The sequence below is a fragment of the Bacteroides sedimenti genome (assembly GCF_040365225.1).
Taxonomy (GTDB): Bacteria; Bacteroidota; Bacteroidia; order Bacteroidales; family Bacteroidaceae; genus Bacteroides; species Bacteroides sedimenti.
The window spans coordinates 3735001-3758787 of record NZ_AP028055.1; the positions used below are offsets into that span (position 1 = coordinate 3735001).

Consider the following 23787-nt stretch of genomic DNA (forward strand, 5'->3'; position numbering starts at 1 on the left):
CAGGATGGCGTGATTAAGAACATGCAGACTTATGAAATTATTAATCCTCAAGATGTGGGTATCAACGATAACTCTATTGTACTGACTGCCCGTAGCGGAAGAGCCGCATTGAAACATCGTCTGTCAGCTCTCGGAATTGAATTGGAAAAAGAAAAACTGGATCAGGTTTATGAAGAGTTCCTTAAACTGGCCGATCGCAAGAAGGATATCAACGATGATGATATACTGATGCTTGCCGGTGCTGAGAGAAGCAAGAACAAACGCATTAAGGTTGATTACTTGCAGGTGACCAGTGGTGTTGGTGTTCGCTCAGTAGCAAGTCTGGGGCTTGATATTGCCGGAGAGAAGTTTGAATCGGCAGCAAGCGGTAATGGACCGGTAGACGCAGCCATCAACGCTCTGAAGAATATTATTCATCGCACCATGACTCTAAAAGAATTCACCATTCAGGCAATTAGCAAAGGTAGTGATGACGTAGGTAAAGTGCATATGCAGGTAGAATATGATAAGCAGATGTATTACGGATTCGGGGCAAATACCGATATTATTGCCGCTTCGGTTGAAGCTTACATTGACTGTATTAACAAGTTTATTAAATAAGAGATTTTCAATAGGTAATCAAAAATATATTTTTTTCTATGAATACATTATTCGATAAGATTTGGGATGCTCACGTGGTCAGCACGGTAGAAGACGGTCCTACACAGCTTTATATTGACAGACTCTTCTGTCACGAAGTAACCAGCCCTCAGGCTTTCTCCGGAATGAGAGACCGCGGATTGAAATGTTTCCGTCCGGAAAAGATTTTTTGTATGCCGGATCATAATATTCCGACATTAAATCAGGATAAGCCTATTGAAGATCCTGTATCCCGCACTCAAGTTGATGAGCTGAAAAAGAATGCCACTGATTTTGGTCTGGCTTATTTTGGCATGGGACACAAGAAGAACGGAATTATCCACGTGGTAGGTCCCGAAAACGGATTGACTCTTCCGGGTATGACCATTGTTTGCGGTGACTCGCACACTTCCACTCACGGTGCGATGGGTGCAATTGCATTCGGTATCGGAACATCAGAAGTTGAGATGGTAATGGCTTCCCAATGTGTACTTCAATCTCGTCCGATGACCATGCGCATTACCGTAGATGGAAAGCTGAGCAAAGGAGTTACAGCAAAAGACATGGCACTTTATATCATTTCCAAGATGACAACCGGCGGAGCTACCGGCTATTTTGTGGAGTATGCCGGAGAAGCAGTGAGAGACCTGACCATGGAAGGACGCCTTACGTTGTGTAACCTCTCCATTGAGATGGGGGCCCGCGGAGGTATGATTGCTCCTGACGAAAAAACAATTGAATATATAAAAGGAAGAGAGTACGCACCGAAAGGGGAAGCTTGGGATGCAGCCGTTGCATACTGGAACACCCTGAAGAGCGATGCGGATGCAGTATTTGATAAAGAGATAACTTTCAAGGCCGAAGATATTGAGCCGATGGTTACATACGGAACCAACCCGGGAATGGGTATGGGTATCACTTCCAGTATTCCTGCAGTTGAGAGTGTTCCTGAAGCGGGTCGCATCTCGTATGCTAAATCTCTGGAATATATGGGCTTCAATGCCGGCGAATCTATACTAGGTAAGAAGATTGACTATGTTTTCTTAGGAAGCTGTACCAACGGACGTATCGAAGATTTCCGCGCCTTTGCTGCTTTTGTGCAAGGAAAGAAAAAGGCTGCTGACGTGGTTGCTTGGCTGGTACCCGGCTCATGGGGAGTTGACCAGCAAATTCGTGAAGAGGGACTTGACAAGATTCTGGCTGAAGCCGGTTTCGAACTTCGTCAGCCCGGTTGTTCTGCTTGTCTGGCGATGAATGAAGACAAGGTTCCGGCAGGTAAGTATGCTGTTTCTACTTCAAACCGTAACTTTGAGGGACGTCAGGGACCAGGTGCCCGCACCATTCTGGCAAGTCCGCTTGTAGCCGCAGCTGCTGCAATCACCGGAGAAATCACTGATCCACGAGTATTAATGGCTTAAATGTAGAAAACAATGAAAGAGAAATTTAATATAACAACCAGCACTTGTGTTCCTCTTCCACTCGAGAATGTGGACACAGACCAGATTATACCAGCCCGTTTTTTAAAAGCAACTACCAAAGAAGGTTTCGGAGATAACCTTTTCCGCGACTGGCGGTTCGACAAACAAGGAAATCCAATCCCTTCATTTGTCCTGAACAACCCTACCTATTCAGGAAAGATTCTGGTGGCAGGTAAGAACTTCGGTTCAGGTTCCAGTCGTGAACACGCGGCATGGGCAGTAGCAGGATATGGATTCCGCATCGTTGTGAGCAGCTTCTTTGCTGATATTTTTAAGAACAACGCACTCAATAATTTTGTGCTTCCGGTGGTTGTTTCCGAAGAATTCCTGGCCGAGCTTTTTACCTCCATTAATGCCAACCCGAAAACTGAGGTAGAGGTGGATTTGCCCAACCAGACCATCACCAATAAAGCAACCGGCAATAGCGAGCATTTCCAAATCAATGCATACAAGAAGCATTGTCTGATGAATGGGCTGGATGATATTGATTATCTGCTGAGCAACAAGGACAAAATAGAGGCTTGGGAAAACAAATGAGAATCGAGATATTAGATACAACGCTTCGCGACGGCGAGCAGACGAGTGGGGTTTCTTTTGTGGCGCAAGAGAAACTGATGATTGCTCGTTTGCTACTGGAAGAGCTGAAGGTGGACCGCATTGAGGTGGCCTCTGCCAGGGTTTCCGAAGGCGAGCTGGAATCGGTAAAGATGATTTCGGCCTGGGCTGCCCGTCGCGGATTGCTTGAAAGGGTAGAGGTGCTGGGGTTTGTCGATGGCGTGAACTCTCTGAACTGGATATCCGAAGCAGGATGCAAGGTTATCAATCTCCTGTGTAAGGGATCATTGAAACATTGCACGCTTCAACTGCGAAAAACACCCGAAGAGCATATCGCCGAGATTACCGAGGTGGTGAACAATGCAGAGAAGATGGGGTTGACAGTGAATGTCTATCTAGAGGACTGGAGTAATGGCATGCTGCATTCACCCGATTATGTGATTCAGCTGACGAACGCACTGGTGAAACTTCCCATTAAGCGCATCATGTTGCCCGATACGCTTGGTATTCTCAATCCGTTGCAAACGCTGGAGTTTGTTCGTAAAATGGTGAAACTTTTCCCCAACGTTCATTTTGATTTCCATGCGCACAATGATTATGACCTGGCGGTGTCTAATGCACTGGCAGCGGTAATCGGTGGTGCCAGAGGTTTGCATACCACTATTAATGGTCTTGGCGAAAGAGCCGGCAATGCCCCTCTTTCCAGTGTACAAGCCATTCTGAAAGATCATTTCAATGCAGAGACATCCATCGTGGAAGACAGGTTGAACGATGTGAGCCGGGTGGTTGAATCTTACTCGGGCATAGCCATTCCGGCCAATAAGCCGATTGTGGGCGAAAATGTCTTTACCCAGGTGGCTGGCGTACATGCCGATGGAGATTCCAAAAGTAACCTTTATTTCAACGACCTCTTGCCCGAACGTTTTGGCCGTACCCGCGAATATGCACTGGGAAAAACCTCCGGAAAGGCGAATATCCGCAAGAACCTGGAATCTCTCGGGCTGGAACTCGATGAGGAGTCCATGAAAAAGGTAACCGAACGGATTATTGAGCTGGGCGACAAAAAGGAACTGGTAACGCAGGAAGATTTGCCTTACATCATCTCCGATGTGCTGAAGCACAACACATCGAATGATAAGGTTAGATTGATCAGCTATTTCCTTACTCTGGCCAAATCGTTGAAACCGGTGGCAACGCTGAAGATATCCATCAACGGTAAGGAGTACGAAGAGAATTCATCCGGAGATGGTCAGTACGATGCCTTTATGCGTGCACTGCGTAAGGTGTATAAAACAACCTTGAACCGGAAATTCCCAATGTTGATTAATTATGCCGTGAGCATTCCTCCCGGCGGACGAACCGATGCTTTTGTGCAGACCATTATTACCTGGAAATACAACGACCGGGTGTTTCGTACAAAAGGGCTGGATGCCGACCAGACAGAGGCGGCTATCAAAGCTACGGTGAAAATGCTTAATATAATAGAAGACGAAGAACAATAACAATTTAAACAATAACTGAAATGAAATTAAATATAGCAGTACTTCCAGGCGACGGAATAGGTCCCGAGGTTGTGGAACAAGCATTGAACGCAACGATTGCCGTTTGCGAAAAGTATAATCACGAGCTGACTTACAAGCATGCCTTAGTAGGTGCATGCGCTATTGACGAAACAGGTAACCCTTATCCTGATGCAACCCACGAGCTTTGCATGCAGAGCGACGCGGTTCTGTTCGGAGCCATCGGTTCTCCAAAGTATGACAACGACCCAAGTGCAAAGGTTCGCCCCGAACAAGGTTTGCTGGCCATGCGTAAAAACCTGGGATTGTTTGCCAACATCCGTCCGGTAACCACATTCCCTTCCTTGATTCACAAGTCACCTCTTCGTTCCGACCTGATTGAAGGCGCCGATTTTATGTGTATCCGCGAACTTACCGGAGGTCTTTACTTCGGTCGTCCGCAGGGAAGAAGCGAAGATGGCAATACAGCCTATGACACTTGCGTGTACAGCCGCTATGAAATAGAGCGCATCGTTCGTCTGGCTTTCGAGTATGCCATGAAGCGTCGTAAGAAACTAACCGTTGTTGATAAAGCCAACATCCTGGCCACTTCTCGTATGTGGCGCGAAGTAGCTCAGGAAATCGCCAAGGACTTCCCCGAAGTGGAAACAGAATTCCTTTACGTGGACAATGCCGCCATGCGAATGATTCAGTGGCCAAAGAGCTTCGACGTGATGGTTACCGAGAATATGTTCGGAGATATCCTAACTGACGAAGGATCTGTAATCACCGGTTCCATGGGTATGCTTCCTTCTGCTTCAGTTGGAACCTATACTTCCGTATTTGAGCCAATCCACGGTTCGTATCCTCAGGCAGCCGGCAAGAACATTGCAAATCCTCTGGCTACAATCCTTTCGGCAGCCATGATGTTTGAATATGCTTTCAACCTGAAAGAAGAGGCAGAACTGATTCGCAAAGCCGTTGCAGCCTCAATGGATGCCAATGTAGTGACCGAAGATATCGCCGGTGAAGGGGTAAAAGCTTCTTCTACAAAAGAAGTTGGTCAATGGATTGTTGAGTATATCAAGGCAAACTAAAAAAACGACTCGTTAAATGAATAATTCCTTGTACAAAAGATTGTTTTCTTCTGTACAGAACAATGAATTCTTTTGTACAGAAGAAAACAATCTTTTGTACAGCGGAATATAAATCATTCAGCAATAAGAATAAATCTCCCGTCACGGACCGAAAGGTTGTGGCGGGAGATTATTTTTTCGGGGTATCTGGAAGCACTGAAGTGGGAACGATAGCGTTTGCATGTGTGCGGCTGGAGATCCTTTTTTCGGGCATCTCTTTCATATAAATCGGGAGAAAGATGCGTGTTTTAGTATTGGTTTTTAAGAAACGGCATGGAGATGCGTATGCTCTTTGGGGGATTTTTTAAGGGACTTTACTCCCGTTATAGATGCTTTCAGGAACAAATGCCACTTTCCCGGCACATCTCCATAGTTTCAAATTCCAGAGTAACATGGCCAATCCCTGCCTCTTCGAGTAGTTCCTTAATCTGATGCTTCAACTCTTCCATATTTTCAAGGTTGTCCACAACAATATGGGCAGTCAAGGCATTTTCTGTCGTACTGATTGCCCAGATATGGATATGATGAATATCTTTCACCTCGGGAATTTCTGCAATCATTTTCCTTACCTCTTTGCTGTTGATGCCAACCGGTACGCCATCCAGTGAAAGACGCACGCTTTCGTGAAGCAGTCTCCAGGTAGAAACAAGTATCACAACGGCAATGGTGATACCAATTATGGGGTCAATTACATACCATCCGGTGAATGCAATGATTACCCCCGAAGCAGCTACGCCCACCGATACCAGCGCATCTGCCGCCATGTGCAGGTAGGCGCCCTTTATATTCAGGTCTTTCTCCTTATCTTTCATGAAAAGCATCGCGGTAAAGGCATTTATCAGCACCCCGATTCCCGCTACCCAGGCTATGGCATCACCATTCACCGGACGAGGACTCACTATCTTTTCAAGACTTTCCATAAAGATAGCCCCCACGGCAATCAGCAGAATAACGGCATTGAGGAGGGAGACGAGAATAGTGCTCTTCTTATATCCATAGGTATATTTGGCGTTTGCCTTTACTCTTGCCAGCCGAAAGGCCAGAAGAGCCAGGAAAAGACTTGCAACATCGCCCAGGTTGTGTCCCGCGTCCGAGAGCAATCCAAGCGAATCAAAATAAAAACCGGTTCCAAACTCAATGAGAACGAAAGCAAGATTGAGGGAAATTCCGATTATAAAAGCTTTATTCAGTGACTCTACAGAATGGGAGTGTGTATGTTCGTGATGATGAGCCATTTTTCTCTTTTATTAGATTAATAGTCTCAAAATTATGGATTATTTATAGATTAACTATGCTTTTGAAATATTTTCTTACGTATCTTTGCAGAAATACTTATAAACAGGTAGTTGTTATGACAAAGATAGCAAGCAAACTGACTGAATTGATAGGCAATACTCCCCTGTTGAAATTGTCAGGGTATATGAAAAAATATAATCCCGAAGCCAATGTTCTTGGGAAACTGGAGTACTTTAATCCTGCCGGAAGTGTGAAAGACCGTGTGGCTCTTTCAATGATTGAAGATGCCGAGGCGCGTGGATTGCTGAAACCCGGCGGAACAATTATTGAACCCACCAGCGGGAATACCGGAGTAGGACTGGCCATGGTGGCATCGGTAAAGAACTACAAACTGATACTGACCATGCCCGAAACAATGAGCATTGAACGTAGGAATCTGCTGAAGGCTTATGGAGCGCAAATCGTGTTAACTCCCGGTATTGAAGGCATGAACGGTGCCATCCGTAAGGCGGAAGAGCTGAAAGCCTCGATTCCCGGGGCTATCATCCCCCAACAATTCGAGAACCCCTCCAATCCCGAAATACATAAGCATACCACCGCCGAGGAAATATGGAGAGATACCGACGGACAAGTGGCGGTGTTCGTGGCCGGAGTAGGAACCGGAGGAACGGTTTGCGGCGTAGGCGAAACACTGAAAAGGTATAACCCCAACGTATATGTGGTTGCTGTTCAGCCGGCTTCTTCGCCAATGCTGACCGAAGGAAAGGCGGCTCCTCACCGCATTCAGGGTATCGGTGCCAATTTCGTGCCAAAGAATTACAATCCCGCAGTAGTGGATGAGGTAATCTCCGTTACTGACGACGAAGCTATCAGAGGCGGTCGCGAACTGGCCCAGACTGAAGGACTGCTTGTGGGCATCTCTTCCGGAGCTGCCGTTTATGCTGCCCGATTGCTGGCTTTGCGACCCGAGTTTGCCGGAAAGATGATTGTGACATTGCTGCCCGATACCGGAGAACGCTATCTGTCGACCGAAGAATTTGCTTTTGATACCTATCCCCTGGATTAATTAATTTGATAATAAATGAAGAGAAATATTCTGTTCCTGCTCATCAGCCTTTCGTTCACAGGCATTCATGCGCAAGACTATAAAACTTATTTTGATAAAGCAACCCGTTGCGAACAGACAGATAGCCTGGAACAGGCAGAAAAGTATTACCGGTTGGCCCTCAAGGCTGAGCCTACAAATGCCCATAACTGCATGATTTTTGCCAATCTAGGAAGGCTGCAGTACCAGATGCACCGGATGGAAGAAGCGATGGAATCGTATGATATGGCGCTGAACATGGCACCCTTGACTGTGCCTATCCTGATGGACCGTGCCTCTCTTGCCCTCGAAATGGGAAATGCCGATAAGGCGCTTGTAGATTGCAGTACAATCTTGGATGTAAATAAGAATAACGCTAAAGCGTTGTTGGTCCGTGCGTATCTGCGAACCGCCCGTCGGGAATATAAAGAAGCGCACGAAGACTATAATAAGCTGCTGGAATTGGAGCCTCTCAATGCGGCTGGCAGAATGGGATTGGCGCTGCTATATCAGGACGAGCAGAAATACAAGGAAGCACTCGAGGTTTTGAATAAAGTTATTACAGATGAAGCTGATGACGCGGAACTATATATTGTGCGGGCCGGCATTGAAAAAGATATGAATCAGCTGGACTTTGCCCTGATAGATTTGGATAAGGCCATCAGCCTCTCACCTCAATATGCAAATGCCTATTTGTTGCGTGGAGAAATTCTCCGAAAACTAGATAAAAAGGCAATGGCGAAACAAGATTTTGAGAAAGCTATTCAATTGGGCATTCCCCGTGCAGAATTAATGGAACAACTAAAAGAGTGTAAATAGGCAGTCCGCCTATTTACACTCTTTTGTAAATTTTCGTATTAACTCTACAAACTCTTTTCCGTATTTTTCTTTTTTTACCTCTCCAATTCCGCTTATATTGCCGAATGCCTCGATTGTGAGTGGACGTATGGTACTTAATAGTCGCAAAACCTTGTCGGAAAAAATAATGTATGCCGGCAGTGCCTGTTGGTCGGCCACCTTCTTTCTGTAGGTACGCAGTTCTTCGAACAAAGCTTCATCTTCGTTCTGGTAGGTAGGCTTTTCCGGTTTTTCCTCACGCACCATTTTCTTTCTTGATTTAGGGGCAACATATTCTTCCCTCTTAATGGTAACCAGAATAGCCTTTTCTTTACCAAAGAGAACATTCCTGCCACTTTCGGTTATCTTCAGGTGATTATTCTCGTTGTAGGCAATTTCAAAATAACCCAACTGAAGCATTTGCAGAAGATAATCGTGCCAGTCTCGTGGTGGGATATCTCTTCCTGCTCCGAATGTCTTCAATTGATTATATCCTCTTTCAATCACTTCAGCGTTATTAAATCCTTTCAAAATGTCTACCAGCATCGAAGTTCCTATCTGTTCATTGGTTCGCGCAATGGCGCTCAGGGCCTTCTGAACAATGATTGTTCCGTCAAATCGTTCGGGTGGATTCTTGCATACATCGCAATTGCCGCAATCATTTTCGGTTTGCTCACCGAAGTAGCTAAGCAGTATACGCCGGCGACAGATGTTGGCTTCTGCATATTGCTGCATCCGGTTCAGCTTTTCCAGATTTATGCTTTGCTGATTACTGTCATTGGCAAACTTGCTTAAAAGAATCAAATCACCGATGGAATAGAACAAGACAGTATCGCTCTCCAAACCGTCTCTCCCGGCGCGTCCTATCTCCTGGTAGTAGTTCTCAATGCTTTTCGGCATATTGTAATGAATAACCCAGCGGACATTCGATTTATCGATGCCCATTCCGAAAGCGATGGTGGCACAAACCACCTGCACCCTGTCATTTATAAAGTCATCCTGCGCTTTGTCTCTCACTGCAGGAGAAAGCCCGGCATGATAAACTGTTGCATTGATTCCGTTTTTATGTAAATTTTTAGCTACTTTCTCTGTATTGTTTCGGCTCAGACAATAAATAATACCACATTGCCCCGCTCTTTTATGAATAAATTCAACTATACTTTTTGTTTTTTCTTTTTCCTGATAACCTCTTTTTACTGTCAGACTCAAATTGGGACGGTCAAATGAAGAGATAAATATTTTAGGATTCTTCAACCTGAGTTGATGAATTATATCGTTTCTTGTAATTTTATCTGCTGTTGCCGTCAGAGCAACGACAGGTACATTTGGAAATTTTTCTCTTAAAATATTCATCTGAGTATACTCAGGCCTGAAATCATGTCCCCATTGCGATATGCAATGTGCCTCGTCTATCGCAAACAAGGATATCTGTATGTCTCTGAGCAAATAATCCGTTTCCGACAATAGTTTTTCCGGTGAGACATAAAGTAGCTTTATTTTACCCATCAAACAATTACGCCGTATATTCGCGTTTTCTGTCTCGGTATTGTTGCTGTTGAGTGCGGCAGCGGGTACTCCATTGGCATGAAGGGCTTCCACCTGGTCCTTCATTAATGAAATCAAAGGCGATACAACGATGGTTGTTCCCTCCATCAATAAGGATGGCAATTGATAGCAAATAGACTTTCCTCCGCCTGTTGGCATCAGTATAAGTGCATCTTTTTTAGTTTGTATGTGTTTTACAATCTCCTCTTGTAAAGGTCGAAAAGAATCGTATCCGAAATATGTTTTAAGTGTTTGAAGCATCATTCCTGTTATCGTCTTTATATTTTGCAAAGGTAGGGGAAAAAAAGGAATAAATGGTGTTGACTATAATTTATTATGAATAAGGTATATATATTCATTTTTATTTCCTCTAAACAATCTACATTTGTTAAAAAAGCTTGTAAAAATGGAGGTTTGGATTAAATATATCTTCAATTGAAAATTTTTTATGAAAAAATAGCTCTGATTATTTGCATATATGAAAATAATGTATGATTTTTGTAACAGCAATGTAAAGTATGTAGATTGATATTCTTATAAATAAAACCTAACCAGTAAATTCAATGAGTGATTTAAAAACAAACGAAAGCGGAAGTCAGACTTCTGCGGCCGAAAATGCCCCACGTAAAAGGCCTTATAACCTGAGAGAAAAAAAGGATAAGAAGGCAGCTTACAGATCTTTGATCAGACCAGAACTTGCTGATGAACTGTACGACAAGATTCTTAATATCATCGTAGTTCAGAAGAAGTACAAAGACCCTGATTACTCTGCTAAAGATTTAGCAAAAGAGTTGAAGACAAACACACGCTATCTTTCTGCTGTCGTAAACTCTCGTTTTGGGATGAATTATTCTTGTTTGCTTAATGAGTACAGAGTTAAAGATGCTTTGCACATCCTTACAGATAAGAGATATGCTGACCTTAATGTAGAAGAAATCAGTGCAATGGTTGGATTTGCTAACCGCCAGTCTTTCTACGCAGCATTTTACAAAAATGTAGGTGAAACTCCTAACGGATACCGTAAGAGAAATTCAGAAATTAAGAAGTAATAGCTTTTTGTCTATTATTCCTCAATTATAGAAAAAGGGATTATTTCAACTTCAGGTTGGAGTATTCCCCTTTTCTTGTTTTTGCGATGTTCATAAATGAAAATATATAAAAATGAAAAGACAATTAATACTGATGATTATGCTTTTATCATTTCTTTCCTCATGTGGAAACCTGAAGAAAGCTGCTGAAGCAGATAAATTCAATTATAAAGTTGAACAGTTTGCCGACCTTCAGCTTCTGAGATATAAAGTGCACGGTTTTGACCAGCTTTCACTGAAACAGAAAGAACTGATTTACTACCTTTCGCAGGCTGCACTTGAAGGACGTGACATTCTGTACGACCAGAACGGTAAATATAACCTGATTATCCGCAGATTACTGGAAGCGGCTTATCTTAATTATACCGGCGATAAGAAAGATGCCGATTTTGTGAAGATGGAGACTTACCTCAAGAGAGTTTGGTTCTCTAATGGTATTCACCATCACTATGGTTGTGAAAAGTTCGCTCCAGGCTTTACTCCGGAGTTCTTCAGAGGAGTACTCGAAAAGATTGACCCAGCTAAGCTTCCTCTTGAAAAAGGACAGACACTGGCACAGCTTTGCGAAGAGATATTTCCTGTGATCTTCGATCCAAAAGTTATGCCTAAGAGAGTGAATCAGGCTGACGGAGAAGATTTGATCCAAACTTCTGCAAGTAATTACTACGAAGGAATAACTCAGCAGGAAGCGGAGAATTTCTATGCCGGTCTTAAAAACCCGAATGATTCAACCCCTGTTTCATATGGATTGAACAGTAGATTGGTGAAGGAAAATGGGAAAATCTACGAAAAGGTTTGGAAAGTAGGAGGATTGTACTCTCCAGCATTGGAAAAAATTGTGTATTGGCTCAAAAAAGCTGAAGGAGTAACCGAAAATGATACTCAGAAGGCGGTTATAGCCAAGCTGATTGAATACTATCAAACAGGCGACTTAAAGAAATTTGATGACTATTGTATCCTTTGGGTGAAGGATCTGAATTCGAGAGTTGACTTTGTGAATGGGTTTACTGAAAGTTATGGTGACCCGCTTGGACTAAAAGCAAGCTGGGAGTCTATCGTAAACTTTAAGGATATGGAAGCTACCAAAAGGACCGAGACAATCAGTAACAATGCACAGTGGTTTGAAGACCATTCTCCGGTCGACAAACAGTTCAAGAAAGAGGTGGTAAAAGGAGTTTCAGCCAAGGTTATTACTGCGGCAATTCTTGCTGGCGACTTATACCCCGCTACAGCAATCGGGATTAATCTTCCCAATGCCAACTGGATTCGTGCTCATCATGGGTCGAAGTCGGTTACAATCGGAAACCTGACTGATGCTTACAACAAAGCAGCACACGGAAGTGGTTTCTTTGAAGAGTTTGCATACAGCAAGGCCGAGATTGAGTTGAACGACAAATATGCAGACCTGACTAACGATCTTCATACTGATCTACACGAATGTTTGGGGCATGGATCTGGCCAGCTGCTTCCCGGAGTTGACCCGGATGCTTTAAAGGCATATGGTTCTACCATTGAAGAGGCTCGCGCCGATTTGTTTGGACTTTACTATTTGCCGGATCAGAAGATGATAGATTTGGGTATCATTCCTGATGCCGATGCTTTTAAGGCTGAATATTATTCTTATATGATGAATGGCCTGATGACTCAGCTGGTTCGTATTGAGCTTGGAAATAATGTGGAAGAGTCTCATATGCGCAACCGTCAGCTTATTGCCCGCTGGGTATTTGAGAAAGGAACTCCCGAAAAAGTTGTTGAATTGGTGAAAAAAGACGGAAAAACCTATGTGCGCATCAATGATTACAAAAAACTCCGTGAACTGTTTGGCAAATTATTGGCAGAAATTCAACGGATTAAGTCGGAAGGTGACTTTGCTGCAGCCCGTAACTTGGTTGAAGCATATGCAGTGAAGGTGGATCCAGTACTTCATAAAGAGGTGTTGGAACGCTATAAGAAACTGAACCTTGCTCCATATAAAGGTTTTGTAAATCCGGTATATCAGGTGGTGGCTAATCCGAACGGAGAGGTTAAAGATGTGAAAGTATCATATGACGAAGGTTATGCTGAGCAGATGCTTCGATATGGAAGAGAATATTCCACATTACCCAATAGAAATGAGTAATCTGCAATGGAAACTAATGAATTAATCAAAGAGATAAAGACACAACTCCGTTTATCGATGAACGGAGTTGCGTCTCAAAGTATGCGTGAAAAAGGGTTGAACTACAAACTTAATTTTGGTGTGGAACTTCCCAGAATAAAGGAGATTGCCCGTCAGTTTGAACAAAATCACGACTTGGCTCAGGCTCTCTGGAAAGAAAATATCCGCGAGTCTAAGATCCTGGCCGGCATGTTGCAGCCGGTTGATTCTTTCTATCCCGAAATAGCGGATATTTGGGTGGAAGACATTCAGAATGCTGAGATAGCAGAACTTACCTGTATGAATCTGTTTCAGTATTTGCCCTATGCACCCGCTAAAGCTTTCCAATGGATGGCCGATGAAAGAGAGTATGTTCAGGCATGTGGTTTCCTGTTGGCAGCCCGTCTTCTGGGAAAAGGTGTTGAAATGAACGAAAGAGCCGAAGAGGAGTTTCTTGATCAGGCTTTGTCTGCGTTGTTGTCGCCGGTTTATTTTTCAAGGAAATCGGCTTCTGTAGCTCTTAAGAAATACGGCTTACAGAATAAAGGTAATGCTGAGAAGGTGATTAATATACTTGACAAGGAGGAAATTCACGCAAATGAAGATGTAAAATCGTTATTTGAAAATATCCGGTTTGAGATAGAATATCTTCTATAATTTTTTCTCTTTAGCAAAAAAGAAGTAACTTTGTTCGCGGTAAAATTGCCAGTAATGGAAAAACAGAACGTTAAAGATACGGTAAAACAGATATTTACGGAATATCTAAATGCGAACAGTCATCGGAAAACTCCCGAACGTTACGCTATACTGGATACTATATATTCCATAGACGGGCATTTTGGTATTGATTCGTTGTATAGCAAGATGATGAATCAGGAAAACTTTCGCGTAAGCCGTGCCACACTTTATAACACAATTACCCTTCTGATTGATGCCAAACTGATTATCAAGCATCAATTTGGAAATTCATCCCAGTACGAAAAATCTTTCAACATAGAAACACATCATCATCAAATTTGCACAGAATGCGGTAAGGTGACTGAGTTCCAGGATGATACACTGAGGAAAGCAATTGCTGGTACAAAGCTATCCAAATTCCAGATGTCACATTATTCCCTATATGTGTATGGTATCTGCAGCAGATGTGCTTGGGCTAAGAAGAAAAAGAAGATAAATAAATAACAACTATAGAATAAATAAAATGAAAGTAGACGTTTTATTAGGATTGCAATGGGGCGATGAAGGAAAAGGTAAGGTTGTTGACGTATTAACTCCCGACTATGATGTGGTAGCACGTTTCCAGGGAGGACCAAACGCCGGCCATACTCTCGAATTCGAAGGCCAAAAGTATGTGCTTCGTTCTATTCCTTCCGGAATTTTCCAGGGAGATAAAGTGAACATCATTGGTAATGGTGTTGTGTTAGACCCCGCTTTGTTCAAAGCAGAAGCCGAAGCTCTGGAAGCTTCCGGTCATAAACTGAAAGAGAGACTTCACATTTCAAAGAAGGCACATCTTATCCTTCCGACTCATCGCCTGCTTGATGCCGCTTATGAAGCTGCAAAAGGAGATGCAAAGGTGGGTACTACAGGAAAAGGTATCGGGCCGACCTATACAGATAAGATAAGCCGTAATGGTGTAAGAGTAGGAGATATCCTTGATAACTTTGAAACAACTTATAAAAACGCCAAAGCTCGTCATGAAGTAATTCTGAAGAGCCTGAACTATGAATACGACCTCTCTGCTCTGGAGAAAGAGTGGCTTGAGGGTATTGAATACCTGAAACAATTCCACTTGGTGGATAGCGAACATGAGATAAACAATCTTCTTCGCGAAGGTAAAAGCGTACTTTGTGAAGGTGCTCAGGGTACCATGCTGGATATTGACTTCGGCTCTTATCCTTTTGTCACCTCTTCGAATACGGTTTGTGCAGGCGCTTGCATCGGACTTGGAATTGCACCAAACAAAATCGGAGAAGTATATGGTATTTTCAAAGCTTACTGTACACGTGTAGGTAGCGGTCCGTTCCCAACTGAACTATTTGATGAGACTGGAGAAACAATCTGTCAGATTGGTCACGAATATGGTGCGGTTACCGGACGTAAACGTCGTTGCGGATGGATTGACCTGGTAGCATTGAAGTACTCTGTAATGATCAATGGGGTTACCAAGCTGATTATGATGAAGAGCGATGTACTCGATACATTTGAAACAATCAAGGCTTGTGTTGCTTACAAGGTAAATGGCGAGGAAATTGATTACTTCCCATATGATATCAACGAAAACGTTGAACCGGTATATGTAGAACTTCCGGCATGGCAGGTAGATATGACCAAGATGCAGAGCGAAGATGAGTTCCCGGAAGAGTTCAATGCATATGTTACTTTCCTGGAAGAACAACTCGAAGTGCCTATCAAGATTGTATCTGTTGGTCCTGACAGAGAACAGACCATTGTTAGATATACTGAAGAATAATATTTAAATTATTTATAATTAAAAAGGGTGAATCGCAGATGTGATTTCACCCTTTTTGTATTTTGCTCGCCAGCCTGGAATCAACACCGGAGAGTTAAATCGAAGAGATTTTTTTAGTCTTGAAGCATTGTCTATTTCACAATACTTCTTATAGCAGATTCTTTTCCAATTTTATTACACAACGTTGCTATCCGCTGTATAAACGGTTCTATTTGCATAGATTTTATTATTCACAGCTATTATACAACTTTCAGATTCCGGTTCTGTGGGTTGAGGCTTGCGGTGCTATTGTTTGCCGGTAAGCTTCTTTCTCTCTTATCGTTCGCAGTGAAATTCCACTCCTGCGCAGTCAATGTCCGCGCCCATGGGAGGGTTTTGTTTTGCCAGTTTAAGGTCAATTGCTTCCACAATGGGGAAATCCTGAAACAGACGTTTCACAATCCTTGCTCCCACATGTTCCAGTAGCATTGAAGGGATTTTCATCTCCGCTTTTACAGCTTTAAAAACATCTGCATAGCTCACTGTGTGGTTCAGGTCATCGTTTTCAGCAGCCTGGCTGAAGTTCAGTTTCAACCTCAGATCAATAATGAAAGTATTACCTACCAATGTTTCTTGTGCACCCACGCCATGGCGGGCATAGAACTTCACATTGCTGAGAAATATATAAGTTTCGTTCAATTTCATTTTCTGTTTATTCTTATTTATTGTTTTTTTCATCCCTGAGGCTTAATATCTGCCATTAAAGACAATTTCTGCATAAAACGAACCCGATAATCCTGCTTAGGCTTATTATCTCTTATAGCTCGTTATTATTACTTGATGCAAAAGTAAACCATTCCACGAATAATGCAATCAAGTTTATAAATAAAAAAAGAGCGCCATTCAATCATGGAACTCTTTTCTCTGATGAAAAAACAATCTACTAAATTCTATTTAATCGGATTTCTTCCTGTTAATACAATCAGTTCTCTTATTTTTGTATTTATACTGTCTGCCTGCATCAGTTCTTCCAGTGTAAGATGCATGCGATAACGCCAATAGTGGCGCGGATTGGCTGGAATATTAATTCGTTCGGCATCAATATTTGGATTTCTCCATTCCTCACTCATGGACAACCAGTCTTGAAGCGTAAGAACGCATAGTATTGAGTTCGAATAAAGATGCTGTTTAATGATCTCTTCACAAATTTTTCCGGAAGCTTTTTCGGGTGCAGCACCGTAATGTCCCAGAATGTTATTGTAGTATCGCTGTGTTTGCTGGTAATCCTCCTTCCACCAGCCACGCAAAGTCGACATGTCGTGAGTGGAGATGGTACAGATTGAGCTGTAGGGATAATCGCCTACATGACCAAATTCCAACTTTCGGGTTTTGGGCATTCTTTGTATTTCGAGGCTAAGTATCTGCAGCTCTTTCATTACCCAAGGTACACAGTCGGGAATCATTCCCAGGTCTTCGCCGCAAACAAGCATTCGCGTACTGTGAATAAGTTGCGGAAGTTTTTTCATGGCCTGTTCTCCCCAGAACTGATTATGACGGTGATAATAATAATGATCGTACAAACGATTGAATGTGGCCTTGTCATTTTCGCTCAGCGATTGGTAGATAAAGTCGAACTGTACACCGATACGTGGGTGATACATGGACGGGTTTTTCCTATCGCGGACAAAAAGAACGTCACTTATCAGTGAATATAATCCGTCTCGAATCCAGATACTGTCAGCGTCTGTCTTGTCACTGAAGAACGCCTCCACTTTTTTCTGAGTATCAAACTCCGGACGCATCTCATATATTTCCCATTTGCTAGTGGTACGAATAAATTTCTCTTTCACATAATCGGTATGAGGACCGAATGTCTGTTGCAGAAAACTTTCGTGTATATAAGGTTTCAGATAGCGTTCTTCATCAAATTGCAATCCGTTGCTTTCAATTTCCTCACGAGATAAGGGAAGTGAAGGAACAAACTGTCCTAACAAGCCATGTACGGCGTCGAGTGGAATTTCCCAGATGCGGAAGAAACCCAGGATATGGTCAATACGATATGCATCAAAGCACTCTGACATTTTCTGGAATCTCTTCATCCACCAGCTGTAACCATCTTTCTCCATCACATCCCAGTTGTAGGTAGGAAATCCCCAGTTTTGCCCATTTGCCGAGAAATCATCAGGAGGGGCCCCAGCCTGTCCATTCAGGTTGAAATAGTGGGCATCTTTCCATGCTTCCACGCTATTGGGGCTTATACCGATAGGGATATCTCCTTTAAGAATCACTCCTTTACGGCGAGCGTAAGTCGATGCTTCCAGTAACTGCAGATGCAGGTGGAACTGGATAAAATAATAGATGGCTATCTCTTCATAACTTTCTGATTCGGGAGAACAAAGGGCTTCGATCTCCTCCTGATTGTATGTTGTGCATCGTGGCCAAAGACGAAAATCGGGTGTGTTGTACTGATCGCGTAGGTAGCTGAACGCAGCATATGGTTGAAGCCATTCCTGGTTTTCGGAAAAGAATTGTTTAAAAGCTTTTGATTTTAGGGCCTTTTTTCCTTCCTGAGCAAAGATAAGCTTGAAATATTCCCATTTAACTTTATTTACTGCCTCATAATCGATGACTGTTTTTGCATTCAGTTTTGATTGCCTGTCTGTAAAATAAGCCATTTTCTCTTCATCCTTCAGTTTGCCTATCTTGAAGATGTCAGCATACATAGGATGTAGTGCATAAATTGATATGCTGTTGTAGGGATATGAGTCGGTCCATGTATGAGTCATGGTGGTATCGTTTACCGGCAAAATCTGAACCATTCTCTGGTTTGTGCCTACAGCCCAGTCAATCATCATCTTTAAATCGGAAAAGTCTCCTACACCAAAGCTCTGTCTCGATTTGAGTGAAAAGACTGGTATGGCAACTCCGGCACTTTTAAATGTGGGGAGACTGAAATTTACATACCTGTCGGCTACCTGTACCGTTTGTCCTGGTTTAATTATTGGATCGGCAAGATAGCGGTTTGGATTGTTTTCCCATGCCTCTACTTTTTTTTCCTTGAGGTTATATAAAACAAATTTGTATTCTATTGGGAATGAGATCTGGCTGGCATCGAGTGATAATTGCCATTCGGGAAAGTCTGCGTCGTTCATAACACAAACTTTGTTTTCCTGCCATTCACCAAGAATAGGCTGATTACCAGAAATCGCAAGAGCGTAGTTGCTTCTTATTCGGGGTGCAAAGGCTTTAATGATGAGTGTTTTAGAAAAACTGTTCTTTTCTCTATCTTCTGGTTTACGGGCAAGTAGACATTCCGTGAAAGCGGAACTATAGAAGAATTGCTGATCTGGAACATTTTTCCATGTATCAAGATTGCGATATATTGTTTTCCCGTTACCCTGAGCATATATCTTCCTACGGAATGAGTCCCATTCTTTACGAATGGCTTCTCCATTTTTGAAAATATAATAGGTATACTCAATGATTCCGTTAACCGGTTTTTTTATCTCTTTCGAAAGATTCCAGCTTATGCCGTCGGTCGTGGAGAGAGCAACCGATTGCTCTTCGTTCCACTCTCCTAATTCGGGGACAGAGCCTAAAATCCGGACCTCTTCTCCCCAGTTTGTTCTATACTCTATATGAAAAGATAAAACCATACTATTAGATTTTTAATTTCATAGCAATTTTACTCATTTATTAGATACCTTATTTCTACTTGCTTCAGATTGTAGCCCAAAATATTATGCAAACGTTTGTTTTTCCCGGCCGTCGATTCTGTCTTTCCAGTCAAACTAAAAAGATGTTTCTAAGTCTGGTTCCACCTTCGTGTTACTTATCTGTTTCCTAATATTAATAAAAAAGAGACCGTCTGAAGAATCTCTCTATCATTAAGCAGATAGATTCTTCAGACAGCCTCCTTATCGTTGTTGTATGGTAATCTGTTTTTTAACAGCTACTTTTTGTTTTTTATCCGCAGCGAGAAGCACCACAAGATGTACAGATAAGACATCCTTCCTGATAAATCAGACTCTCGTTTCCGCAGTTTGGACATTTTTTTCCTCTTGCTTCCGTACCGTCCTGAACATACTTCTTCAGTGCACGTTCCACACCGTTCTTCCAGGTGTTGATACTTTCACTGTCTAGTTGCAATGAGCTGACAAGTTTGATAGCTTGTTCAATAGGCATTCTGTAGCGAAGTACTCCTGAGATAAGTTTTGCGTAATTCCAGTACTCTTTGTTGAACTTTTCGGAAAGACCTTCGATGGTTGTTTTGTATCCTCGTTTATTTTCGAACTGGAAGTCGTATCTCTTGTTGCCGTTTTCGTCTACGTTTTTAATGATTCGTCCTTGGGTAACTGTTTTCGGAAGAACAATTCCTTCATCGTCGTCTTGTAAACCGGTGAAGATTTCGTATGGACGTCCGTCGAGCAAGCCAACAAAAGCCACCCATTTTTCTCTGTTGTTTTGGAACCGAACAACGTCGGCTTCAAGCACCTTAGGTCTAACTTCAACTACCGTAGGTGGTTTGCATGGAGGAAGCTCATCTTTCTTATCAGATTTTGTAGAGAGAAGTACTCCAGAACGAGAGCCATCACGATATACAGTGCAACCTTTGCAGCCCGATTTCCATGCTTCAACGTAGAGACGGTTGACCAACTCTTCATCAACGTCACTTGGCAGATTAATAGTGACGCTGATAGAGTGGTCCACCCATTTCTGGATTCTTCCCTGCATCTTGACTTTCATCAGCCAATCTACATCGTTTGAGGTTGCTTTGTAGTAAGGAGATTTGGCTACAAGGGCATCTATCTCTTCCTGGGTGTAACGCTTGGCTGCATCGTAGCCATTGGCAGTCATCCAGTCTACAAACTTATGGTGGAATACGATATATTCTTCGAATGTATCGCCTGTTTCGTCAATGTAATCAACATGTACCTGAACATCATTAGGATTAACCTTTCTTCTGCGTTTATACACAGGAAGGAATACCGGTTCAATACCGGATGTGGTTTGAGTCATCAAACTGGTGGTTCCGGTAGGAGCAATCGTTAAGCAGGCGATGTTGCGGCGTCCATACTTCTTCATATCTTCATAAAGAGCAGGATCTGCCTCTTTCAATCGGTTGATGAACGGATTGTTCTTTTCTCTTTCCGTGTTGTAAATTTCGAATGCGCCGCGTTCTTTTGCCATTTGTACAGAAGAACGATATGCACAAAGAGCCACAGTTTTGTGAACTTCTTCCGAGAATTCTGTCGCTTCTTCTGTTCCGTAGCGCAAACCTAAAGCAGCCAGCATGTCGCCTTCGGCAGTAATTCCTACGCCGGTACGTCTTCCTTGTCCGCTCTTCTTATATATCTTTTCCCAGAGAAGTCTTTCTGCGTGTTTCACTTCGTCAGATTCCGGGTCGGCGTTAATCTTATCAATGATTCGCTTAATCTTTTCCAACTCCAGGTCGATGATGTCGTCCATGATACGTTGTGCCAGAGCTACATGCTTTTTAAAGAGTTCGAAGTCGAAATAGGCATCCTTGGTAAACGGATTTATCACATACGAATACAAGTTGATGGCCAGCAAACGACAGGAATCGTACGGACACAATGGAATTTCACCGCAAGGATTAGTTGACGTGGTCTTATAACCCAGGTCTGCATAACAGTCGGGAACTGATTCTTTGATAATGGTATCCCAGAACAGAACTCCAGGTTCAGCCGATTTCCATGCATTATGCACAATTTTTTTCCATAGAGCAGAAGCGTCAACCTCTTTCACTGTGGTAGGATTTTCTGAATCAATAGGATATTTCTGCAAGTAGGGCTGTCCTTCGACAGCAGCTTTCATGAAGTCATCGTCCAGTTTAACCGAAACGTTAGCCCCGGTAACTTTACCTTCCGTCATTTTAGCATCAATAAACGATTCAGAGTCTGGGTGCTTAATAGATACACTCAGCATCAGTGCTCCCCGGCGTCCGTCTTGTGCTACCTCGCGGGTGGAGTTTGAGTAGCGTTCCATGAAAGGAACAATCCCTGTTGATGTCAATGCTGAGTTTTTCACCGGCGACCCTTTTGGGCGGATGTGTGAAAGGTCGTGCCCTACACCGCCGCGTCTTTTCATCAGTTGTACCTGTTCTTCGTCTATTTTGATAATTGCACCGTAAGAGTCTGCCGCACCATCAACGCCAATCACAAAACAGTTGGACAATGAAGCTACTTGGTAGTCATTGCCGATACCTGTCATCGGGCTTCCTTGTGGAACTATATATCTGAAATGGTCAAACAGTTCAAAAAGTTCATTTGCACTCAGGCCGTTTGCGTATTTTGATTCTACGCGTGCAACCTCATTTGCTATTCTCCAATGCATATCTTCCGGCGATTTTTCATAGATGTTTCCGAAAGAGTCTTTTACTGCATATTTGTTAACCCAAACCCTTGCAGCAAGCTCGTCACCCTTGAAATATTGTAAAGATGATTCAAAAGCTTCTTCGTAAGAAAATGTTTTTTTATCCACGGTACTAACTGTGTTAGAGATTAATAATAAGAAAATGTAGTAGAAGTTTTAGCTTATTATTATTAAACGTGATTGCAAATCTAGAAATGTTTTTTGTTAATTCAAAATATATATGAACTTAATTTCTTGTTTGAAGTAAAGTTTTCTATTACGTAAAATTAGTAGTCAGATAATCAATAAAATAAAAACATTGTTACATCTAAAAGTTTTCCAAAAAAATATTTTTTTCTATTCTTTCTATATTTATAGTTTCTCAAAAAGGTAAATTTGTTATGAATATAAGATGAATATACATCTTCTTATATTGTTTCTTTTTATTATATTTGCAAAAAAAAGTATGATAGAATCAGTAAAAAACAGAAGATCAATCAGAAAATATAAGCAACAGGATATTGCTCCTGATTTGTTAAATGATTTGCTTGCTACTGCATCACGTGTCTCTACCATAGGAAACATGCAGGTTTACAGTGTAATAGTAACTAAAGACGCTGAAATGAAAGCAAAATTGGCACCTGCCCACTTCAATCAGCCTATGGTGAAAGAAGCTCCCGTTGTATTAACCATTTGTGCCGATTTTAACCGATTCAGCAAATGGTGTGAGTTTAGGAATGCTCAGCCCGGATATGCCAACTTTCTTTCATTTATGAATGCAGCAACCGATGCTTTATTATTTACCCAGAACTTTTGTACACTGGCAGAAGAAGCCGGACTTGGAATCTGTTACCTGGGAACTGTTATATACAACCCTCAGCAGATTATCGAAACATTGAAGCTGCCAAAACTGGTCTTTCCGGTGGCAACAATCACTGTGGGGTATCCAGATGAATCGCCGGAGTTGGTTGATCGTCTTCCGCTCGAGGCGATTGTTCACGAAGAGAGTTATGTGGATTATACCCGCGAAACAATTGATAAACTTTATGCTTACAAGGAGTCACTTCCTGAGAATGCAAAATTTATTGCCGAAAACAACAAGGAAACATTGGCACAGGTATTTACAGATGTACGTTATACCCGGAAAGATAACGAATACATGTCTGAAAATTTCTTCAAGACCCTTAAACAACAGGGATTTATTGATTGATAGATTGTTTCCCGTAATTATTATAAAGCTGGCCGTGTTTTTATATTCATTGGCCGGCTTTCTTTTTATACACCCGGGTGTAGGGTACTGGTACACCTGGGTGTAAGGGTAGGGTACATCCGGGTGTACCAACGGCTTAGATCCGGGTGTAGAAATTGTTATATCACTACGAATTAGCTTATCTATAGAGTTAATCTAGGGACCTGTAGTGACTCTGTAACTTTATCAAGCAATAATTGTTTATATATCCATTATTATGCCTTTTCATTCAAAATACGCCATGAAAAGGTTATAAGATAATTCCGTTTGGAAATAGGGGAGGGAACGACTCCGTGATGACGCCTCGTAGGATTCAAAGCAACATGATGGCTTATTTTTGACCTTGATATCAGTAATACGCGTGATTTCTGTGTGACTTGCGTAACTTTTTTCCATTTAATCTTATGGGAAAGAATAGAAACGGCAATCCCCGGAAAGAACAAATGTACTTTCCGGGGATTGCTTTGTTTTAATATCTTGTGTTTGAAAGAGGAATTC

General features: G+C 42.4%; 19 protein-coding genes (1 of these 19 only partly in view). 14 read left to right on the forward strand and 5 right to left on the reverse strand.

Annotation, left to right across the window (positions count from 1 at the left end; all coding sequences use genetic code 11):
- The 6 genes from ABWU87_RS14820 to ABWU87_RS14845 form a co-directional block, all read left to right on the forward strand.
- A protein-coding gene (locus tag ABWU87_RS14820) for a 2-isopropylmalate synthase (protein ID WP_353332027.1) crosses the window boundary here: on the forward strand, window positions 1-600 show its final stretch. Its footprint begins 897 nt before the window's first position; the window shows 600 of its 1497 coding nt (coding positions 898-1497); the start codon falls outside the window, past its left edge; it ends in the stop codon at window positions 598-600.
- A gap of 38 nt (window positions 601-638) precedes the next feature.
- On the forward strand, window positions 639-2036 hold the full coding sequence (gene leuC / locus ABWU87_RS14825; RefSeq protein WP_353332029.1) for a 3-isopropylmalate dehydratase large subunit: 1398 nt from the start codon (window positions 639-641) through the stop codon (window positions 2034-2036).
- 12 nt (window positions 2037-2048) lie between these two features.
- A complete protein-coding gene (gene leuD, locus ABWU87_RS14830) occupies window positions 2049-2633 on the forward strand; it encodes a 3-isopropylmalate dehydratase small subunit (RefSeq protein ID WP_353332031.1) in 585 nt (194 codons plus the stop codon).
- Window positions 2618-4153, forward strand: coding sequence for an alpha-isopropylmalate synthase regulatory domain-containing protein (locus ABWU87_RS14835; protein WP_353332033.1), 1536 nt, complete (start codon window positions 2618-2620; stop codon window positions 4151-4153). The genes leuD and ABWU87_RS14835 overlap by 16 nt, the downstream gene beginning before the upstream one ends.
- A 20-nt stretch (window positions 4154-4173) precedes the next feature.
- A complete protein-coding gene (gene leuB, locus ABWU87_RS14840; protein ID WP_353332035.1) occupies window positions 4174-5247 on the forward strand; it encodes a 3-isopropylmalate dehydrogenase in 1074 nt (357 codons plus the stop codon).
- Window positions 5248-5309: 62 nt separating this feature from the next.
- On the forward strand, window positions 5310-5513 hold the full coding sequence (locus tag ABWU87_RS14845) for a hypothetical protein (RefSeq protein ID WP_353332037.1): 204 nt from the start codon (window positions 5310-5312) through the stop codon (window positions 5511-5513).
- A 108-nt stretch (window positions 5514-5621) separates the two neighbouring features.
- Here ABWU87_RS14845 and ABWU87_RS14850 read toward each other — a convergent pair whose 3' ends face one another.
- A complete protein-coding gene (locus ABWU87_RS14850) occupies window positions 5622-6521 on the reverse strand; it encodes a cation diffusion facilitator family transporter (protein WP_353332039.1) in 900 nt (299 codons plus the stop codon).
- A 116-nt stretch (window positions 6522-6637) separates the two neighbouring features.
- Here ABWU87_RS14850 and cysK point away from each other — a divergent pair, with 116 nt between their 5' ends.
- Both cysK and ABWU87_RS14860 read left to right on the forward strand, forming a co-directional pair.
- Window positions 6638-7588 carry a cysteine synthase A gene (cysK, locus tag ABWU87_RS14855; protein WP_353332041.1) on the forward strand — a complete coding sequence of 317 codons (951 nt, stop codon included), beginning with the start codon at window positions 6638-6640 and terminating at the stop codon, window positions 7586-7588.
- Between the two features lie 15 nt (window positions 7589-7603).
- Window positions 7604-8425, forward strand: a complete 822-nt coding sequence (locus ABWU87_RS14860) for a tetratricopeptide repeat protein (RefSeq protein WP_353332043.1) — start codon at window positions 7604-7606, stop codon at window positions 8423-8425.
- Between the two features lie 9 nt (window positions 8426-8434).
- Here the strand turns inward: ABWU87_RS14860 and recQ are convergent, their stop codons facing one another.
- Window positions 8435-10249 carry a DNA helicase RecQ gene (gene recQ / locus ABWU87_RS14865; protein ID WP_353334489.1) on the reverse strand — a complete coding sequence of 605 codons (1815 nt, stop codon included), beginning with the start codon at window positions 10247-10249 and terminating at the stop codon, window positions 8435-8437.
- Window positions 10250-10551: 302 nt separating this feature from the next.
- On the opposite strand from recQ, the gene ABWU87_RS14870 reads away from it, so the two are divergent.
- The 5 genes from ABWU87_RS14870 (at window position 10552) to ABWU87_RS14890 (ending at window position 15686) form a co-directional block, all read left to right on the forward strand.
- Complete coding sequence (locus ABWU87_RS14870) at window positions 10552-11037, forward strand: helix-turn-helix domain-containing protein (protein ID WP_353332045.1); 486 nt, start codon at window positions 10552-10554, stop codon at window positions 11035-11037.
- Between the two features lie 112 nt (window positions 11038-11149).
- Window positions 11150-13195: a dipeptidyl-peptidase 3 family protein gene (locus ABWU87_RS14875; protein WP_353332047.1), complete on the forward strand. Its 2046-nt coding sequence runs from the start codon at window positions 11150-11152 to the stop codon at window positions 13193-13195.
- A gap of 6 nt (window positions 13196-13201) precedes the next feature.
- On the forward strand, window positions 13202-13870 hold the full coding sequence (locus ABWU87_RS14880) for a DNA alkylation repair protein (protein WP_353332049.1): 669 nt from the start codon (window positions 13202-13204) through the stop codon (window positions 13868-13870).
- Window positions 13871-13924: 54 nt separating this feature from the next.
- Window positions 13925-14395, forward strand: coding sequence for a Fur family transcriptional regulator (locus tag ABWU87_RS14885; protein WP_353332051.1), 471 nt, complete (start codon window positions 13925-13927; stop codon window positions 14393-14395).
- A gap of 19 nt (window positions 14396-14414) precedes the next feature.
- Complete coding sequence (locus ABWU87_RS14890; RefSeq protein ID WP_353332053.1) at window positions 14415-15686, forward strand: adenylosuccinate synthase; 1272 nt, start codon at window positions 14415-14417, stop codon at window positions 15684-15686.
- A 315-nt stretch (window positions 15687-16001) separates the two neighbouring features.
- Here the strand turns inward: ABWU87_RS14890 and folB are convergent, their stop codons facing one another.
- The 3 genes from folB to ABWU87_RS14905 all read right to left on the reverse strand — a co-directional run bounded on the left by folB (window position 16002) and on the right by ABWU87_RS14905 (window position 22169).
- Complete coding sequence (gene folB, locus ABWU87_RS14895) at window positions 16002-16403, reverse strand: dihydroneopterin aldolase (protein WP_353332055.1); 402 nt, start codon at window positions 16401-16403, stop codon at window positions 16002-16004.
- A gap of 212 nt (window positions 16404-16615) precedes the next feature.
- The gene (locus ABWU87_RS14900; RefSeq protein ID WP_353332057.1) at window positions 16616-19321 is read right to left on the reverse strand and encodes a 4-alpha-glucanotransferase; all 2706 of its coding nucleotides are present in this window, start codon (window positions 19319-19321) and stop codon (window positions 16616-16618) included.
- 310 nt (window positions 19322-19631) lie between these two features.
- On the reverse strand, window positions 19632-22169 hold the full coding sequence (locus ABWU87_RS14905) for an adenosylcobalamin-dependent ribonucleoside-diphosphate reductase (RefSeq protein WP_353332059.1): 2538 nt from the start codon (window positions 22167-22169) through the stop codon (window positions 19632-19634).
- A 337-nt stretch (window positions 22170-22506) separates the two neighbouring features.
- Between ABWU87_RS14905 and ABWU87_RS14910 the strand changes: the two genes are divergently transcribed.
- Window positions 22507-23250, forward strand: coding sequence for an NADPH-dependent oxidoreductase (locus ABWU87_RS14910; protein ID WP_353332061.1), 744 nt, complete (start codon window positions 22507-22509; stop codon window positions 23248-23250).
- The last annotated feature ends 537 nt before the right edge of the window (window positions 23251-23787 follow it).

Coding starts and splice junctions, on each gene's coding strand:
- leuC (WP_353332029.1), top strand. CDS start 639: ATGAATACATTATTCGATAAGATTTGGGATGCTCACGTGGTCAGCACG.
- leuD (WP_353332031.1), top strand. CDS start 2,049: ATGAAAGAGAAATTTAATATAACAACCAGCACTTGTGTTCCTCTTCCA.
- leuB (WP_353332035.1), top strand. CDS start 4,174: ATGAAATTAAATATAGCAGTACTTCCAGGCGACGGAATAGGTCCCGAG.
- ABWU87_RS14845 (WP_353332037.1), top strand. CDS start 5,310: ATGAATTCTTTTGTACAGAAGAAAACAATCTTTTGTACAGCGGAATAT.
- ABWU87_RS14850 (WP_353332039.1), bottom strand. CDS start 6,521: ATGGCTCATCATCACGAACATACACACTCCCATTCTGTAGAGTCACTG.
- cysK (WP_353332041.1), top strand. CDS start 6,638: ATGACAAAGATAGCAAGCAAACTGACTGAATTGATAGGCAATACTCCC.
- ABWU87_RS14860 (WP_353332043.1), top strand. CDS start 7,604: ATGAAGAGAAATATTCTGTTCCTGCTCATCAGCCTTTCGTTCACAGGC.
- recQ (WP_353334489.1), bottom strand. CDS start 10,249: ATGCTTCAAACACTTAAAACATATTTCGGATACGATTCTTTTCGACCT.
- ABWU87_RS14870 (WP_353332045.1), top strand. CDS start 10,552: ATGAGTGATTTAAAAACAAACGAAAGCGGAAGTCAGACTTCTGCGGCC.
- ABWU87_RS14875 (WP_353332047.1), top strand. CDS start 11,150: ATGAAAAGACAATTAATACTGATGATTATGCTTTTATCATTTCTTTCC.
- ABWU87_RS14880 (WP_353332049.1), top strand. CDS start 13,202: ATGGAAACTAATGAATTAATCAAAGAGATAAAGACACAACTCCGTTTA.
- ABWU87_RS14885 (WP_353332051.1), top strand. CDS start 13,925: ATGGAAAAACAGAACGTTAAAGATACGGTAAAACAGATATTTACGGAA.
- ABWU87_RS14890 (WP_353332053.1), top strand. CDS start 14,415: ATGAAAGTAGACGTTTTATTAGGATTGCAATGGGGCGATGAAGGAAAA.
- folB (WP_353332055.1), bottom strand. CDS start 16,403: ATGAAAAAAACAATAAATAAGAATAAACAGAAAATGAAATTGAACGAA.
- ABWU87_RS14900 (WP_353332057.1), bottom strand. CDS start 19,321: ATGGTTTTATCTTTTCATATAGAGTATAGAACAAACTGGGGAGAAGAG.
- ABWU87_RS14910 (WP_353332061.1), top strand. CDS start 22,507: ATGATAGAATCAGTAAAAAACAGAAGATCAATCAGAAAATATAAGCAA.